The following is a 16,356-nucleotide window of genomic DNA, read 5'->3' on the forward strand; positions in this document are numbered from 1 at the left end:
CGCGGCTAGGCTGCCCCGGTGGGTCAGGTCTGGCGTGACTGGGGTGGCGTGCTGCTCGCCGTGGCCGCCGGGCTGCCCCTGCTGGCCCTCCTCACCGCCGTGCTGGCGCGCCACCGGCGCGACGCCGCGACGGTCGGGGAGTCGTGGCGGCGCAGCGTCGCCGAGGTGGGCGCGGTGGCCGGCACCCTGCCGTGGGTGTGGATGATCCTCACCCCCCGGCCCGCGCCCCGGCAGGTCGACCCGGTGCCGCTGCGCGACCTGGCCGACCTGCTGACCGGGCCGCCGGCGACCGCCGTGGTCCAGGTCGTCGGCAACCTGCTGGTCTTCGCCGCGCTGGGCTTCTTCGCCCCGGTACGCCTGGCCGCGCTCGCCGGCGTCGGCCGGCTGTTCCTGCTCGGGGCGGCCGGTTCCGTGCTGGTCGAGTCCCTCCAGTACGCGCTCGACCTCGGCCGGGTCTCCTCGGCCGACGACGTGCTGCTCAACGCGACGGGCGCCGCCCTGGCCGGGCTGCTGTCGCGACGCTGGTGGGCCCGGCGGCCGGTGCCGGCGCGGCCGGTCGCAGCGTCCGCCACGCCGCGAGGGTGACCAGCACGAAGACCCCGGCCACCGCCGCCGCCACCGGTCCCACCCCGTACGCCGCGCCGGCCATGCCCGCGAGGGCCGCCCCGACCGGCGCGGTGAGCAGGCCGACCATCCGCTGGGCGGCGCCCACCCGGCCGAGCAGGGCGGGCGGCACGTGGCGCTGCCCGTACGAAACCCACAGGCCGTTCCACACCGTGGTGCCGGCGGCGAACACGGCCAGCGCCAGCCCGCCGGGCACCGGGTGCCGGGCCAGCGCCAGCCCGGTCAGCGCGACGGCCTGGCCGGCGAGCACGACGCGCAACGCGGGCACCGTGCCGAGCCGGGCGGCCAACCGACCCGCCCCTAGCCCACCGGCGAGCCCGCCGAGGACCGCCCCCGCGGCGAACAGCCCGTACCCGGCCGGCGGCACCCGCAGCACGTCGAGCGCGTAGAGCACCAGCACCGCCATCAGCCCGCTGATCGCCAGGTTGCTCCCGGCGGTCGCCACGGTCAGCCGCCACAGCATCGCGTCCCCGCGCACCCATCGCACCCCCTCGACGCCCTCCCGCCACACCGACCGCCGCCCGGGGCTCGCGCGGGGGCGGGGCGGGACGGGACGAAGGGCGAGGGTCAGCAGGGCGGCGCAGAGGAAGGTGAGGGCGTCCACGGCGAACGGCAGCGGGGCGGCCAGGGCGAAGAGCACGCCGGCGGCCGGGGCGCCGAGGAAGCCGCCCGCCACCGCCGAGCCGGCCTGGAGGCGGCCGTTGGCTCGGGGCAGCGCGGCCGGCGGCACCACGGACGGGAGCATCGCGAACGAGGCGGCGTCGAAGAGGGTGCCGAGCGCGGCGAGCAGGAAGGCCACGGTCACCAGCGCGGCGACGCCGGCCCGGTCGAGGGCGACCGCGAGGGCGAGGGCACCGATCACGGCGGCGCGCAGGCCGTCCACCACCGCCATCGTCCGGCGGCGGTCCCAGCGGTCCGCGTACACGCCGCCGAGCAGGCCGAACAGCAGCGGCGGGAGCTGCCCGGCCACGGTCACCGCCGCGATCACCCGGGGGTCGCGGGTCAGCGTCGCGGCCAGCAGCGCCAGTGCCGGCGTACGCAGGGCGTCGCCCAGGCGCGAGGACACGGCGGCGGACCAGAGCAGTCGGTAGTCGCGGCCGAGCGGGGGTGCGGTCATGCCGGCGACCCTTCGGGCTCGACCGGGTCGAGGGTCAAGGGGCCCGGACCTGGCGTCCCGGGCGGCGGACGTGAGCCAACCGACGGGTAGCGGAGGCTCCACGCCGGGCCGGTCGAGGTCTACGCTTGCCCGGTGACGGTCGAGCAGCAGGCACGGGGCAGGGCGAACGGTGCCGCGGGGTCGGCCCGGCGCCGGTCCCGCAAGGACGAGATCCTGGAGATCGCGGTCGGCCTCTTCGCGTCCCGGGGCTACCACGGCGTCTCGATGGACGACATCGGCGCGGCCGCCGGGGTCACCGGCCCGGCGCTCTACCACCACTTCGCGGGCAAGGAGGCCATGCTGGTCGCCGCGCTGATCCCGGTCAGCGAGGAACTGCTGGCCGGCGGCCAGCAGCGGTCCGCCGGCCACCCCGACGACCCGCGCGGCGCGCTGGAGTCGCTGATCGACTTCCACGTCGACTTCGCGCTGGCCAACCCGGCGGTGATCGCCCTGCACCTGCACGAGCTGGACCGCCTCCCCGACGAGCCGCGCCGCCGGATCCGCCGGCTCCAGCGGCTCTACGTCGAACAGTGGGTGACGGTGCTGACCACGCTGCACCCGGGCATGCCCGACGGCGAGGCGCGGGTGCTGGCCCACGCCGCGTTCGGCCTGATGAACTCGACGCCGTTCCTGGGCGGCGAGGTGGACCGGCGCCGCCGGGCCGAGCTGCTCCGCGCCGCCACCCTGGCCGCCCTCCTGGCCCACCCCGGTTCCTGAACCGGGGGCAACTCGTCAGTAACGTTCCGGCCGTGGTTCCCTAGCACCCGTCCCCACCCCCGGACGCTGGAGGGAAACATGATCGAGTCGCTGCTGGTCGCCAACCGGGGCGAGATCGCCCGCCGGATCATCCGGACCGCCAGGCGGCTCGGCATCCGCGCGATCGCGGTGCACTCGGAGGCCGACGCCGGCCTGCCGTTCGTGACGGAGGCCGACGAGGCGGTGTGCGTGGGCCCGGCCAACCCGGCCCAGAGCTACCGCAACGTCGAGGCCATCCTCGCCGCCGCCAAGTCGACCGGCGCGCAGGCGATCCACCCCGGCTACGGCTTCCTGTCGGAGAACGCCGACTTCGCCCGTACCGTCGAGGCGAGCGGGCTGATCTGGGTCGGGCCCGGCGCGGACGCGATCACCGCGATGGGCGACAAGATCAACGCCCGGAACCTGATGGCGGCGGCCGGCGTGCCGGTCGCGCCCGGCACCACCGACCCGGCGGCCGACCTCGACGCGGCGGTCGTCGCGGCGGCGGAGATCGGCTACCCGGTGATGGTCAAGGCCGCGGCCGGTGGCGGCGGCATGGGCATGGGCGTGGCGACCGAGGAGGCCGCGCTGCGCACCGAGTACGACAAGGTGCGCTCCTTCGCCGAGCGCATGTTCGGCGACGGCTCGGTGCTGATCGAGCGGTACTTCCCCCGGGTGCGCCACGTCGAGGTGCAGATCCTCGGCCTGGCCGACGGCCGGGTGATCGCCCTCGGCGAGCGGGAGTGCTCGGTGCAGCGGCGCAACCAGAAGCTGGTCGAGGAGTCGCCGTCGCCGGCGGTCTCCCCGGAGCTGCGCGAGCGCATCCTGGCCGCCGCCGTGCGTGCCGGCGAGGCGGTGGGCTACCGCAACGCGGGCACGGTCGAGTGCCTGCTGGTCCCGCGCCAGCGGGACGCCAGCGGTGACGGCCCGGCTTCCGAAGAGTTCTACTTCCTGGAGATGAACACGCGGCTTCAGGTGGAGCACCCGGTCACCGAGCTGGTCTACGGCGTCGACCTGGTCGAGGAGCAGCTGCGGGTGGCCGCCGGCCTGGCGCCCACCTTCGACCCGGACGCGCTCGCCCCGCGCGGGCACGCCATCGAGCTGCGGATCAACGCCGAGGACCCGAAGCGCTTCCTGCCCGGCCCCGGCGTGATCAAGACCTGGGTGGAGCCGACCGGCGAGGGCGTCCGGGTGGACTCGGGCTACGTCGAGGGCAACACGGTCACCCCGTTCTACGACAGCCTGATGGCCAAGCTCATCGTCAGCGGCGCCACCCGCGCCGAGGCGATCGAGCGCGCGAAGGCGGCGGTGGCCGCCTTCCAGCTGGCCGGCCCGAAGAACAACCTCCCCTTCTTCGCCGAACTCCTGGAGAACGAGGAATTCCTCTCCGGCGACTACGACACGGCCATCGTCACCCGAATGCGCTGACCCCCACCCTGCCCCCCACCCCCCACCCCACCCCGGTCCGCCCGGGTCCCCCGCCCGGTTGATCATGAAGTTGTTGCCCTCGGCTGCGGCGTGTCGTGGCGATAACTTCATGATCAACCGGGATGGGGCGGTGGAGGGGGTGGGAGGCTGGAGGGGACAGAACAGCTCTGCGTCACAGTGAGGTGACCCCTTATGGCGGAAATGCCGAACTCCGTGTCGATCCGGGAGGTCGGGCCGCGCGACGGGCTCCAGAACGAGGAGCCGATCCCGACCGAGGCCAAGGTGCGGCTGCTCGACGCCCTCTCCGGCACCGGCGTGCAGCGGATCGAGGCCGTCTCGTTCGTGCACCCGAAGGCGATCCCGCAGATGGCCGACGCCGACGAGGTGTGGCAGCGGGCCGCGAAGGCCGACGGCGTGCGCTACTCGGCGCTGGTGCCGAACACCCGGGGCGCGCAGCGGGCCCTGGCCGCCGGCTTCACCGAGATCGAGGTGGTGGTTTCGGCCAGCGACACGCACAACCGGCGCAACGTCAACCGCTCCACCGACGAGTCGCTGGACGACATCGCCGAGTTGATCGACCTGCTGCACGGCGCCGGCGCGCAGGCCGAGGTGATCGTGGCGACCAGCTTCGGCTGCCCGTACGAGGGGGACACCGACCCGGCCCGGGTGGCCGCCATCGTGGACCGGGTGGTCCGCGACGGCGCCGACCGGGTGGCCTTCGGCGACACCACCGGCATGGGTACGCCCCGACGGGTCCGCGAGCTGCTGACGGCGGTACGCGACCGCAACGCGCACGTCCCCGTGCTGCTGCACTTCCACAACACCCGGGGCACCGCGCTGGCCAACATGCTCACCGCGCTGGAGCTGGGCGTGACCGAGTTCGACGCCAGCGTCGGCGGCCTCGGCGGCTGCCCGTACGCGCCGGGGGCCAGCGGCAACCTGGCCACCGAGGAGGCGGTGCACATGCTGCACGACATGGGCGTCGACACCGGCATCGACCTGGACGCCCTGGTCGAGGTGGCCGAGCTGGCCGAGGAGCTGGTCGGCAAGCGGCTCCCGTCGGGGGTGCTCCGCGCCGGGCCGCGTACCCGGCTGACGCCGCTGCCGGGCTGACCACACGCGGGAGGGGCCGGCACGACGCCGGCCCCTCCGTCATGCCCGGTCGGTCAGCCCACCGTGGTGAGCATGCTCGGCCAGCTGTCCTGGAAGATCTGCGACCCGGCGCGGTTGGTGCTGAGGGTGCCGGCGAAGAGGTTGGTGACCCGGTTCGCCTCGGTGGTGCTCGGGTACGGGTTGGTGCAGCTGGTGCCGGCGCTGCCGCCGGACATCAGCAGCGCGCAGTTGCCGTTGTAGTTGTCGGGCAGGCCGAGGATGTGCCCGATCTCGTGGGTCATGATCCGCAGCGGGCTGTACTGCTGGGCCTGCTGGGTGTCGATGTAGACCCGCCCGTTGCCGAGGCTGGTCCGGACGGCGTACGAGCCGCCGCCGGTGATCTGGTAGATCCGCAGGTTGGAGCCGCAGTTCGCCGTGAGCGTCAGGTTCGACGTGGCGTTGTTCCAGATCGAGGCGGCCTGGTTGGCGGTGCCGGCGAAGCTCCCCGCCTGGCTGGTGTTGTAGCAGATGGTCATGGCGGCGGAGGCGGGTGACGGGTTGGCGACCGTGACGCCGAGGGTGGCCAGTGCCGTCGCGACGAACGCGACCGCGAGCCGGTTGAGCCGTGAGGTCATCGTTGACTCCAATCCGGGAGGAGGGGTGTCAGGAGCGTAGCCCTATAAATTCATGATTTTCAATGCCTATCGGCCGGGTGCGGCCGGGTGGCGTCTCCTCCGTCGGCCGTGGGTCGCCGGGGGGTGGGGGGATGCGCTAGCCTAACGATCGTTCAGGTCAGTCGGTCCGCCCGCGAGGTGACCGGCTCAGGTGGCGAGGGAGTCGGCGTGACGCTCGACGGTGAGGCACTGGAGCAGCTGCGCAAGCGGGCCCGGGCCGGCGGTGCGGACAAGTACCACGCGGCGAACGCCGCCAAGGGCAAGCTCTTCGCCCGGGAGCGGGTCGCGCTCCTGGTCGACGAGGGCTCCTTCGTCGAGGACGGCCTCTACGCCAACGCGATGGCCGAGGGCCTCCCCGCCGACGGCGTGGTGACCGGCACCGCCACCATCGACGGCCGCCCGGTCTGCCTGATGGCGAACGACTCCACGGTCAAGGCCGGCAGCTGGGGCGCCCGCACCGTCGAGAAGATCATCCGGATCATCGAGCGGGCCTACTCGACAAGCGTGCCGATGGTCTACCTGGTCGACTCGGCCGGCGCCCGGATCACCGACCAGGTCGACCTCTTCCCCGGCCGCCGCGGCGCCGGCAAGATCTTCTGGAACCAGGTCCGCGCCTCCGGCTCCATCCCGCAGGTCTGCGCCCTGTTCGGGCCGAGCGCGGCCGGCGGGGCGTACATCCCGGCGTTCTGCGACGTGGTCGCCATGGTCGACGGCAACGCCAGCATGTACCTCGGCTCCGACCGGATGGTCGAGATGGTCACCGGCGAGAAGACCACGCTGGAGGCCATGGGCGGCGCCAAGGTGCACTGCGCCGAGTCGGGCGTCGGGCACTTCCTCTGCAAGACCGAGGCCGACGCGCTCGACGTGGTGCGGCGCTACCTGTCGTACCTCCCGACCAACTGGACGCAGGCCCCGCCGGCCGTGCCCGCCGTCGCGGCGCCGGAGAAGGCCGACCTGGCCGCGCTGGTGCCGGCAAGCGAGCGGCAGGCGTTCGACATGCGGCGGTACGTCAAGGGCCTGCTCGACGACGGCTCCTTCTTCGAGATCCAGGCGCTCTGGGCCAAGGAGCTGACCATCGGCTTCGGCCGGCTCAACGGCGAGGTCGTCGGCGTGGTCGGCAACAACTCGATGTTCAAGGGCGGGGTCCTCTTCGTCGACTCGGCCGACAAGGCCACCCGCTTCGTGCAGCTCTGCGACGCGTTCAACGTGCCGCTGCTCTTCCTCTCCGACGTGCCCGGGTTCATGGTCGGCAGCGCGGTGGAGAAGCAGGGCATCATCCGGCACGGCGCCAAGATGATCACCGCGATCTCGGAGGCGACCGTACCCAAGATCTGCGTGGTGGTCCGCAAGGCGTACGGCGCCGGCCTCTACGCGATGGCCGGTCCCGGCTTCGAGCCGGAGGCCACGATCGCGCTGCCCACCGCCAAGATCGCCGTGATGGGCGCGGAGGCGGCGGTCAACGCGGTCTACGCGAACAAGATCGCCGCGATCGGGGACGAGACCGAGCGGGCCGCGTTCGTCGCCGCGAAGCGCGAGGAGTACGAGCGCGACATCGACGTGGTCCGGCTCGCCAGCGAGCTGGTCGTCGACGCGATCGTCGAGCCGCACGAGCTGCGCGCGGAGCTGGTCCGCCGGTTCGCCGCCGCCCGCACGAAGGAGCGGCACTTCTCCCGGCGCCGGCACGGCGTCACCCCGGTCTGATCCCGCCGCCGGCCCCACCCGGCCGGCGCGGGCCCGCACCGCACCAGCGACCCGTCCGTTCCCGGCGTCACGAGCGCCCGGCGGCCCATCCACACAGGAGGATTCCATGGACTTCCGGCTCACCGAGGAGCAAGAGGCGCTGCGGGAGAGCGTGCGGGAATTCGCGCGCGAGGTGGTCGCCCCGGTCATCGCGGAGCACTACGAGAAGCACACCTTCCCGTACGAGGTGATCCGGCAGATGGGCAAGATGGGTCTGTTCGGCCTGCCCTTCGCGGAGGAGCACGGCGGCATGGGCGGCGACTACTTCGCACTCTGCCTCGCCCTGGAGGAGCTGGCCCGGGTCGACTCCAGCGTCGCCATCACCCTGGAGGCGGCGGTCTCGCTGGGCGCGATGCCGATCTACCGCTTCGGCACCGACGAGCAGAAGGCGACGTGGCTGCCGAAGCTGCTCAGCGGCGAGGCGCTGGCCGGCTTCGGGCTGACCGAGCCGGGCACCGGATCGGACGCCGGCGGCACTCAGACCCGCGCGGTGCTCGACGAGTCGACGGACGAGTGGGTGATCAACGGCTCCAAGGCGTTCATCACCAACTCGGGCACCGACATCACGGCGCTGGTCACCGTCACCGCGGTCACCGGCACCCGCCCGGACGGCGCCAAGGAGCTGTCCACCATCATCGTCCCCTCGGGTACGCCGGGCTTCACCGTCGCGCCGGGCTACTCGAAGGTCGGCTGGAACGCCTCGGACACCCACGAGCTGACCTTCGACGACTGCCGGGTGCCGGCCGCGAACCTGCTCGGCGAGCGCGGCCGGGGCTTCGCCCAGTTCCTGCGCATCCTCGACGAGGGGCGGATCGCCATCGCCGCCCTGGCCGTCGGCCTCGCCCAGGGCTGCGTCGACGAGTCGATCCGGTACGCGAAGGAACGCCAGGCGTTCGGCCAGCCGATCGGCAACTACCAGGCGATCCAGTTCAAGATCGCCGACATGGAGATGAAGGCGCACACCGCCCGGCTGGCCTACTACGACGCGGCGGCGCGAATGCTCGCCGGCGAGCCGTTCAAGCGGCAGGCCGCCATCGCCAAGCTGCACGCCAGCACCATCGCCGTGGACAACGCCCGCGAGGCCACCCAGATCCACGGTGGCTACGGCTTCATGAACGAGTACCCGGTGGCCCGCTTCTGGCGCGACTCCAAGATCCTGGAGATCGGCGAGGGCACGTCCGAGGTGCAGCGCATGATCATCGCGCGCGATCTGGGCATGTGACGGCGACGGGTCCGCTGGCGTCGAGGCAGTCGACTCCGCGCCACCGGGCCCGCCCGGTGTGACCGGTCCGCTGTCGGATATCCGCGCCGGGGCGTCGGCAGGGCGACGCTCGGCTGCCGTCGGTCGTACCCCGTCCGTACCCTTCCTGCCCATGACGCCGGATCATGATCGTTCGCCGCATCCGGGCGGTCGTGCCGGGCTGCCGGAGCTGTTGCGCGGGCACCGGCTCGCCGCCGGCCTGACCCAGGCCGAGCTGGCGGGCCGGGCCGGTGTGGGCATCCGGACCGTCCGCGACCTGGAGCGGGGCCGCTCGTCCCGGCCGCAGCGCACCACGGTCGAGCTGCTCGCCGGCGCGCTGGAGCTGGCCGGAGCCGTCCGGTCGACGTTCCTGGCCGCCGCCCGGGGGCCGGTCCCGGCCGCCGCGCCGGCCACCACCCGCGGTGCCCCGCCGGCCCGCGTCGACCTCGACCACCACGCCGGTACGCCGGCCGCGCTCCCGCCCCCGGTCGCGCTGGTCGGCCGGGACCGTGACCTGACCGAGCTGGTCGGGTTGTTCACCGACGGGCGCGGGCCCCGGCTGGCCAGCCTGGTCGGGCTGGCCGGCGTGGGCAAGACCGCGCTGGCCCTCTCGGTGGTCCACGCGGTCGCCGACGACCATCCCGGCGGGGCGGCCGGAGTGCTCATCGGCGAGGGCTCGGACGCGGCCGACGTGCTCTCCGCCTCGGTCGCCGTCTTCGGTGTCGCCCGGCTGCCCGAGCTGAGCGCCCGCCTCGCCGGCCGGCCGGCGCTGCTGCTCGTGGACGCGGCCGAGCGGGCTCCCGACGCGGTCGCCGAGACGGTGCACCGGCTCGCCGGGGCGGTGCCGTCGCTGCGGGTGCTGGTCACCGGCCGGCACCCGGTCGGCCTGCCCGGGGAGCGGGTGTGGCCGGTCGCCCCGCTCGACGTACCGCCGCCGGGCAGCGAGCGGGAGGGCCCGGCGGCGCTGGCCGACTATCCCGCCGTGGCTCTCTTCACCGCCCGGCTCGCCCAGGTCCGCCGGGAGCCGCCCGGTCCCGCCGAGCTGCCCGCCCTCGCCGCCCTGGTACGCCGCCTGGGCGGGCTCCCGCTCGCCATCGAGCTGATGGCGGCCCGGGGCCGGATCCTCGACCTCAACGAGCTGCTCGACCGGTACGGCGACCGCGTCCTCGACCTGACCACCTCGTCGGGGGCGGCCGGGCGGCCGGGCTGGGACAGCACGGAGCCGGGCCGTCCGGAGAGCCCACGGGCGGCGGTGGCGGAGACCCTGCGGGACGCGGTGGCCGTCAGCTACCGCCTCCTCGCCCCCGACGAGCGGGCCGCGTTGCGCCGGCTCGCCGCGTTCGGCAACCGCTGGTCGGTCGAGCTGGCCGAGGAGATGCTCGCCGATCCCGCCGACCGGGACGGGACGGTGGTCGTGGACCCGGTGCCGCTGCTCGACCGGCTCGTCGAGCTCGGTCTGCTCAGCGTTCGGGGCGCCGGGCCGTTCCGGTTCCGCCTGCTCGACGCCGTACGGGACTTCGCCGCGGAGCAGGCGACCGGCGCGGGCGAGCTGACCGCGATCCGGCGCCGGCACGCGCAGGTCGTCGCCCGGCTGGTGGCGCGGACCGCGCCGGAGCTGGTCGGGGCCAACCTGCCGGCGGCGGTGCACCGCCTGGACGAGGTGTCCGGCGACATCAGCTCCGCCCTGGCGCACGCCGCCGTCGACGACCCGTTGACCGCACTGCGGTTGGCGGCGTCGCTGTCACGGTGGTGGCGGTTCCGGGGGCGCGACGTCCCCGGCAGGCAGTGGCTCCGGCGCCTGCTGGCGGATCCGCGTACCGCCGATGTCGACCCGGTGCTGCGGGCGTGGGCGTTCCTCGGGGTGGCCCGGCTCGCCGCCGAGCACGGCGCCGGGGCCGAGGAGTTGCCGGCCGCGCGGCGGGCGTTGGCCGCGTTCCGGGACGCGGGCGACGTCACCGGGGAGTTGGAGGCGCGTTCGGTGCTCTGCGCGCTGCTGATCGCCCTCGGCGAGCACGACGAGGCGCGTACGCAGGCCGAGGCGGTGCTCGCGCTGGCCGTCCGGCACGGGCGGGCCCGCGACATGACGGTGGCGCAGAACAACCTCGCCTGGCACGACATCCGGGTAGGTGACCTGGCGGCCGCCCGGCGCCGGCTGGCCGCGGTCGACCGGCTCGCCGCGCAGGGCGGGGAGCAGCGGCTGCGGGTGCTCGCGCGGGCCAACCTCGCCGAGGTGTCCCGCCTGGAGGGCCGCTACGCCGACGCCGTCGACCAGGGCCGGCGGGTGGTGGCGGCGCTGGCGGACCTCGGCGACCCGGGCCACCGTCGCCGGGTGCTCGGCACGGTGGGGCTGGCGCTGGCCCGCGACGGCCGGTCCGCCGAGGCGGCCGAGGTGCTGGCCGAGCTGCGCCCGCCCCCGGTGCCCCGCGCCGAGGAGGCCTGGTCGCCCGGGCGCCTGCCGGGTGCGCCGACGCCCGGGGCACGCCCGGAGGACGGGATCTGCGCGCTGATCGAGGGGAACCTGGCCCTGTGCCGGGGCGACCGTGAGCTGGCGGCGGAGTGGTTCGCCGCGGCGGCGGAAGCGGGCGTCGACGGCCAGGACCGGCGTGACGTGGTGGAGGCGCTGGTGGGGCTGGCCGCCAGCTCGGGCGACCCCGGCGTGCTGGACCGTCTCGACCGGGCCTGCCGGCAGAGCGGTGTCCGGCTGCTGCCGCACGAGGAGGAGCAACTGCGCCCGTGGAGAGCGGGCCGGAACGGGTGGCCCGTCGGCGACGGCGTCGGTCGTCGCGTGGAGGGCGTGGCGCAGAGCGAGTGGAGGGCGTTGCGCAGAGCGACCGGGGGTGACGCGGGCGACGAAGCCCCTCTTGCTACCCCTCGCTCGTCGCCCGCGCCATCACCCCCCGGTGCGTCCCCACTGCCCGAAGACTAGCCACCGCCCGCACGCCGTCCCGTCCGGTTTGAACGTCTATCGTCCCGTGGGCGCAGCAGTTCTGCCGCTCTTTCTGCCGGTGCCGAGCGGGCCCGGGAACGGGTCAGGAGGGCGTGACCGTCTCGTCGCAGTCGGCGGCGGATCCGGTGCTTCCGGCGGTGGCGCCGGGGTGCACCGCGTCCCGGACCCGGCGCAGCCCGTCGAGCAGGGCGTCCAGGGCCGCCGGCTCGAGCTGGCCGGTGAACCACTGCTCGATGATCCGTAGGTGCCCGGGCAGGGTCTCGTCGAGGCGTTGCAGGCCGGTGGCGGTGACCACGGCGAACGAGCTGCGCCGGTCGGAGGGGCAGGCGCGGCGGGTGAGCAGCCCGTCGCGTTCCATCCGGTCCACCACGCGGGTGACGCCGCTCGTCGAGAGCGAGGTCTGGGCGGCGAGGTCGGTCATCCGCAACTGGTTGCCGGGTGAGCGGGCGAGTCTGGTCAGCACCTCGAACTCGACCGGTGAGAGGCCGTGCTCCTCGAACTGGGCGGCGAACCGGGCCGAGAGCCCGGCGTGCGCCTCGACGAGCAGGCCGACAGCGGTGATCCGGGGGTCGTCGAACACGTTCTGGTCCACGCGCCCATCGTAGCAGTACTTGACACGAGGAATATTGCTGTGCCTATAGTTGCTGCGACAGTCGTTGGGCTACTAAACAACTTCCCCCACGGAGGGCAGCTTCATGACCAGCAGCACCGCACCGGTTACCCGCGACTGGGACGGCCTCACCATCCCGACCGCCGGCACCTACCTGCTGGACGCCGCGCACAAGCGCGTGGGCTTCGTCGCCCGGCACATGATGGTCAGCAAGGTACGCGGTGAGTTCGCCGACGCCAGCGCCACCATCACCGTCGCCGAGGACCCGATGCAGTCCTCGGTCAGCGCCACCATCCAGGCGGCCACCATCAACACCAACCAGGCCGACCGGGACGCGCACCTGCGCAGCCCCGAGTTCCTCGACGCCGAGGCCTTCCCGACCCTGGAGTTCCGCAGCACGGCCGTGAAGTCCCGCGACGGCAACGAGTTCGTCCTCTCCGGCGACCTGACCATCAAGGGCGTCACCCGCCCGGTCGACCTGGAGGTCGAGTTCGAGGGCGTGGGCCGCAGCCCGTTCGGGCAGGACATCTTCGGCTTCTCCGCCTCCACCGAGATCGACCGTGAGGACTTCGGCCTGACCTGGAACGTCGCCCTGGAGACCGGGGGCGTGCTGGTCGGCAAGAAGATCAAGATCGAGATCGAGGGCGAGGCCGTCCGCCAGGCCTGATCCGCCGTACCGCTTCCGGGCCCGCGCCGCGTCACGGCGCGGGCCCGACGCGTGTACGTAGGGTGGAAGTCACCGACCGGGTGCGATTTGTCACGACTCATTCGCGGACCGATCTGGTGCCGGGCAGCGCCGGCTGGGTAGAGATGCCGCCGGGAGCGCGTCCGCCGACCGGAGTACGGTCGTCCCGGCCGTGGGACCGCCGCGACCTCCTCTGGTCCCGGCGATGCCGACACTCCTAACGTGGAGGGGTTCACCACGCGCTTACCGGGCCGGTACGGTCCGACTGCGCCTCGCGCCGGGAGGAAACATGGGCAGGGACGTCGAGCAGGGCGCCTTCTCCCGGGAGGACCGGGTCCGCTACCGACAGAAGGTCCGGCGGTGCCTGGACGTCTTCGCCCTGATGCTGGACGACTTCGGCTTCGACGCCGACCGGCCGATGACCGGGCTGGAGATCGAGCTGAACCTGGTCGACTCGGCGGCCGAGCCGGCGATGCGCAACGACCAGATCCTCGCCGACATCGCCGATCCGCTCTTCCAGACCGAGCTGGGCCAGTTCAACCTGGAGCTGAACGCGCCGCCCCGGCTGATCGAGGGCGACGGCTTCGCCGACTACGAGCAGGACCTGCGCGGCAGCCTCTCCCGCGCCGACGAGCGGGCCGCCAAGTCGGACGCGAAGATCGTCCTGGTCGGCATCCTGCCCACCCTCACCGAGCGTCACCTCGTCGAGGACAACCTCTCCACCAACGAGCGGTACCGGGTGCTCAACGACCAGATCGTCGGCGCCCGGGGCGAGGACATCGAGCTCGACATCCGAGGCGTCGAACGCCTCCAGACCCACACCGACTCGATCGCCCCCGAGGCCGCCTGCACCAGCCTCCAGTTCCACCTCCAGGTCGCCCCGGACAGCTTCGCCGACTACTGGAACGCCTCCCAGGCCATCGCCGGGGTGCAGGTGGCCGTCGGGGCCAACTCGCCCTTCCTCTACGGGCGGCAGCTCTGGGCGGAGACCCGCATCGCCCTGTTCGAGCAGGCCACCGACACCCGGCCGGACGAACTGAAGGCGCAGGGCGTACGACCCCGGGTCTGGTTCGGCGAACGCTGGATCACCTCGATCTTCGACCTCTTCGAGGAGAACGTCCGCTACTTCCCGCCGCTGCTGCCGATCTGCGAGGACGAGGACCCGGTCGAGGTCCTGCACGGCGGCGGCGTGCCGGAGCTGGGCGAGCTGCGCCTGCACAACGGCACCGTCTACCGGTGGAACCGGCCGGTCTACGACATCATGAACGGCCGCCCGCACCTGCGGGTGGAGAACCGGGTGCTGCCGGCCGGCCCGACCGTGGTCGACATGCTGGCCAACGCCGCCTTCTACTTCGGGCTGGCGCGCGGGCTGGCGGAGTCCGACCGGCCCATCTGGAGTCAGCTCACCTTCAGCTCCGCCGAGGAGAACTTCCACGCCGCCGCCCGGCGCGGCATGGACGCCGTCCTGCACTGGCCCCGCCTCGGCGAGGTGCCGGTGACCAAGCTGGTCCTGGACGTCCTGCTGCCCAAGGCGGCCGCCGGGCTCGACCGGTTCGGGGTGTCCCCGGCCGAACGCGACCGGCTGCTCGGCATCATCGAGCAGCGCTGCCGTACGGGCCGCAACGGCGCGGTCTGGCAGACCGAGGCGGTCTGGGCGGCCGAGCGGCACCGCGGCATGGACCGGGGCGCCGCCCTGCACCACATGGTGCAGCGCTACGCCGAGCTGCAACGCAGCAACGAGCCCGTGCACACCTGGCCCGTCGACTGACCGTCCCGGCGCCCCGAGGCGGTGACGCGCCTCAGCGGGCCGGGGTGGAGTGCGGCGGTGAGGCCCCTCAGTGGGCCGGGGTGGGAGTGGCCAACGCCGCCCGGCCGCCGGTCAGCGGGTGCGGCGGCCGGAGCGGGATCGGCGGCCGGTGGCCTGCGGTTCCGCCGGATCGTCGGCGGCCGGCACGGCCGGCTCCCCGGTCGTCGCCGACGCCAACGTGCCGTCCCCGGGGGCCGAAGCGGTCGGCTTCCCGGCCGGCGTACCGGACGCGGCCGGCTCCCCGGCTGGCGTGCCGGACGCCGCCGCGAGTCTCGCGGAGGCGGGGACCGGCGCCGGTTCACGGTCGGCGGGGAACGCTCCTCCGCCCGCCGCGACGGGCTCCCCGCCCGGCGCGCTGCCGCCCGACCCGGTGAAGGCGTCACTGTCGCCCGGCCTGGTGAAGGCGTCGCTGCCGCCCGGCCCGGTGAAGGTGTCACTGTCGCCCGACCTGGCGGAGGCGTCGCTGCCGCCCGGCGTCGTGCGGGTGTCGCTGCGGTCCGGCGTCGCCGGGGCGTCGCCGTCGGTGCCGCCGACCGGAGGGGTCTGCCGCCCCGGGTCGCCCGGGTGGTCGGCGGGCTCGCCGGTGCGTTGGCGGGGGACCCGCACCGGCCCCCGGGCCGCGGCCCGTCGGGCGGCCCGCTGGGCGAGGACGGTGACCAGGACGGCGCCGCCGACCCCGACGATCACCGCGTACGGCGCGATCAGGTGCGCCGACACCTGCTCCGGGCTGATCGCGGTCAGCCTCGGCACCGCCAGGAAGTACGCGGTCGCGACGAGCAGCGGCCCGGCCGCACCCGAGACGGCCGCCCCGACCCGGTGATCGGGGTCCCGGGCGTCCCGGCGGGCCGCGAGGGCACCGATCACCAGCGCGGAACCGAGGGACAGCAGCGCCCCCGGCCAGTAGAAGTAGTCGCGGATCCAGTACCGCCCGTCGTCGGGGCCGAGCTGCCAGATGCCGAGCTGGGCGCTGGTCAGGCCGCGCCCGGCCAGCACGCCGTCCACGACGGCGATCACGGCGAGCAGCCAGAGCCAGCCGACGGTGGCGAGCACGTTGTTCGCGGCGGCCCGCGAGCGCAGCGCCCAGGCCGCCGTCAGCACGCCGACCAGCACGCCGACCGCCGCGTAGGCGGCCGCGACGTTCCGGGGCGAACCGGTGTCGGCCACCGCCACCGCCTGCCGGGCCGGTACGGCCACCAGCAGCACGGTGATCAGTGCGCCCACCCCGGCGGCCACGGCGAGCGCGGCGGAGCCGAGGGCGCCGCCACCCGGTCCGGCCGGAGCCGCGTCGGCGGGACCGGTGTCCGGTGCCGGGGCGCGGTCGCGCAGCCGCTGCGCGCAGACCGCGCCGAAGACCGTCGAGGTGGCCGCGATCCAGGTGGCCCAGATCAGGCCCGCCACCCAGGCGGTCGCGCCGGCGGTCGCGTCCGCCGGCGCCCAGTTGATGATGCCCAGCCCGTAGCCGAAGCCCAGTTGGGCCGCGCCCGCGCCGGCAGCGACGCCGACCGCGATCGCGATCGATCCTCCCCAGCCTCGTCTGGCCATGCCGGGGAGCGTAACGTCCCGTGGTCGGCGCGGCGAGTCGTGGAGGTCCGGCCCGGGCGACCGCGATGACGCCGGC

At 74.3% G+C, this 16,356-nt stretch carries 12 protein-coding genes and 1 pseudogene; 9 read left to right on the forward strand and 4 right to left on the reverse strand.

What is annotated here, in order from left to right; genetic code table 11:
- Positions 1-18 precede the first annotated feature (18 nt).
- Positions 19-585, forward strand: a complete 567-nt coding sequence (locus OG989_RS07260) for a VanZ family protein (RefSeq protein WP_327030058.1) — start codon at positions 19-21, stop codon at positions 583-585.
- On the opposite strand, the gene OG989_RS07265 is transcribed toward OG989_RS07260, so the two are convergent.
- Positions 479-1,741 carry an MFS transporter gene (locus tag OG989_RS07265; protein ID WP_327030059.1) on the reverse strand — a complete coding sequence of 421 codons (1,263 nt, stop codon included), beginning with the start codon at positions 1,739-1,741 and terminating at the stop codon, positions 479-481. The genes OG989_RS07260 and OG989_RS07265 overlap by 107 nt on opposite strands.
- 132 nt (positions 1,742-1,873) lie before the next feature.
- On the opposite strand from OG989_RS07265, the gene OG989_RS07270 reads away from it, so the two are divergent.
- The 3 genes from OG989_RS07270 to OG989_RS07280 all read left to right on the forward strand — a co-directional run bounded on the left by OG989_RS07270 (position 1,874) and on the right by OG989_RS07280 (position 5,056).
- Positions 1,874-2,497, forward strand: coding sequence for a TetR/AcrR family transcriptional regulator (locus OG989_RS07270; protein ID WP_327030060.1), 624 nt, complete (start codon positions 1,874-1,876; stop codon positions 2,495-2,497).
- A gap of 78 nt (positions 2,498-2,575) precedes the next feature.
- The gene (locus OG989_RS07275; protein ID WP_327030061.1) at positions 2,576-3,943 is read left to right on the forward strand and encodes an acetyl-CoA carboxylase biotin carboxylase subunit; all 1,368 of its coding nucleotides are present in this window, start codon (positions 2,576-2,578) and stop codon (positions 3,941-3,943) included.
- 192 nt (positions 3,944-4,135) lie between these two features.
- Positions 4,136-5,056 carry a hydroxymethylglutaryl-CoA lyase gene (locus OG989_RS07280; protein WP_425856994.1) on the forward strand — a complete coding sequence of 307 codons (921 nt, stop codon included), beginning with the start codon at positions 4,136-4,138 and terminating at the stop codon, positions 5,054-5,056.
- Between the two features lie 53 nt (positions 5,057-5,109).
- On the opposite strand, the gene OG989_RS07285 is transcribed toward OG989_RS07280, so the two are convergent.
- Positions 5,110-5,670, reverse strand: a complete 561-nt coding sequence (locus OG989_RS07285; protein ID WP_151455979.1) for a snapalysin family zinc-dependent metalloprotease — start codon at positions 5,668-5,670, stop codon at positions 5,110-5,112.
- Positions 5,671-5,877: 207 nt separating this feature from the next.
- On the opposite strand from OG989_RS07285, the gene OG989_RS07290 reads away from it, so the two are divergent.
- The 3 genes and pseudogenes from OG989_RS07290 to OG989_RS07300 form a co-directional block, all read left to right on the forward strand.
- Positions 5,878-7,410 (forward strand): acyl-CoA carboxylase subunit beta, encoded by a 1,533-nt coding sequence (locus OG989_RS07290; RefSeq protein ID WP_151455978.1) that lies wholly within the window; start codon positions 5,878-5,880, stop codon positions 7,408-7,410.
- Positions 7,411-7,516: 106 nt separating this feature from the next.
- On the forward strand, positions 7,517-8,671 hold the full coding sequence (locus OG989_RS07295) for an acyl-CoA dehydrogenase family protein (RefSeq protein WP_121397345.1): 1,155 nt from the start codon (positions 7,517-7,519) through the stop codon (positions 8,669-8,671).
- Positions 8,672-8,822: 151 nt separating this feature from the next.
- A pseudogene (locus tag OG989_RS07300) lies at positions 8,823-11,417 on the forward strand (ATP-binding protein); the annotation flags it as partial.
- 301 nt (positions 11,418-11,718) lie between these two features.
- Here OG989_RS07300 and OG989_RS07305 read toward each other — a convergent pair.
- A complete protein-coding gene (locus OG989_RS07305; protein WP_151455976.1) occupies positions 11,719-12,228 on the reverse strand; it encodes a MarR family winged helix-turn-helix transcriptional regulator in 510 nt (169 codons plus the stop codon).
- A 103-nt stretch (positions 12,229-12,331) separates the two neighbouring features.
- Here OG989_RS07305 and OG989_RS07310 point away from each other — a divergent pair, with 103 nt between their 5' ends.
- Both OG989_RS07310 and OG989_RS07315 read left to right on the forward strand, forming a co-directional pair.
- On the forward strand, positions 12,332-12,913 hold the full coding sequence (locus OG989_RS07310; protein WP_151455975.1) for a YceI family protein: 582 nt from the start codon (positions 12,332-12,334) through the stop codon (positions 12,911-12,913).
- 307 nt (positions 12,914-13,220) lie between these two features.
- Positions 13,221-14,699, forward strand: coding sequence for a glutamate--cysteine ligase (locus tag OG989_RS07315; RefSeq protein ID WP_311410012.1), 1,479 nt, complete (start codon positions 13,221-13,223; stop codon positions 14,697-14,699).
- Positions 14,700-14,810: 111 nt separating this feature from the next.
- Here the strand turns inward: OG989_RS07315 and OG989_RS07320 are convergent, their stop codons facing one another.
- Complete coding sequence (locus OG989_RS07320) at positions 14,811-16,280, reverse strand: hypothetical protein (RefSeq protein WP_327030063.1); 1,470 nt, start codon at positions 16,278-16,280, stop codon at positions 14,811-14,813.
- Between the last annotated feature and the right edge of the window lie 76 nt (positions 16,281-16,356).

It is taken from the genome of Micromonospora sp. NBC_01740 (genome assembly GCF_035920365.1).
Taxonomy (GTDB): domain Bacteria; phylum Actinomycetota; class Actinomycetes; order Mycobacteriales; family Micromonosporaceae; genus Micromonospora; species Micromonospora reichwaldensis.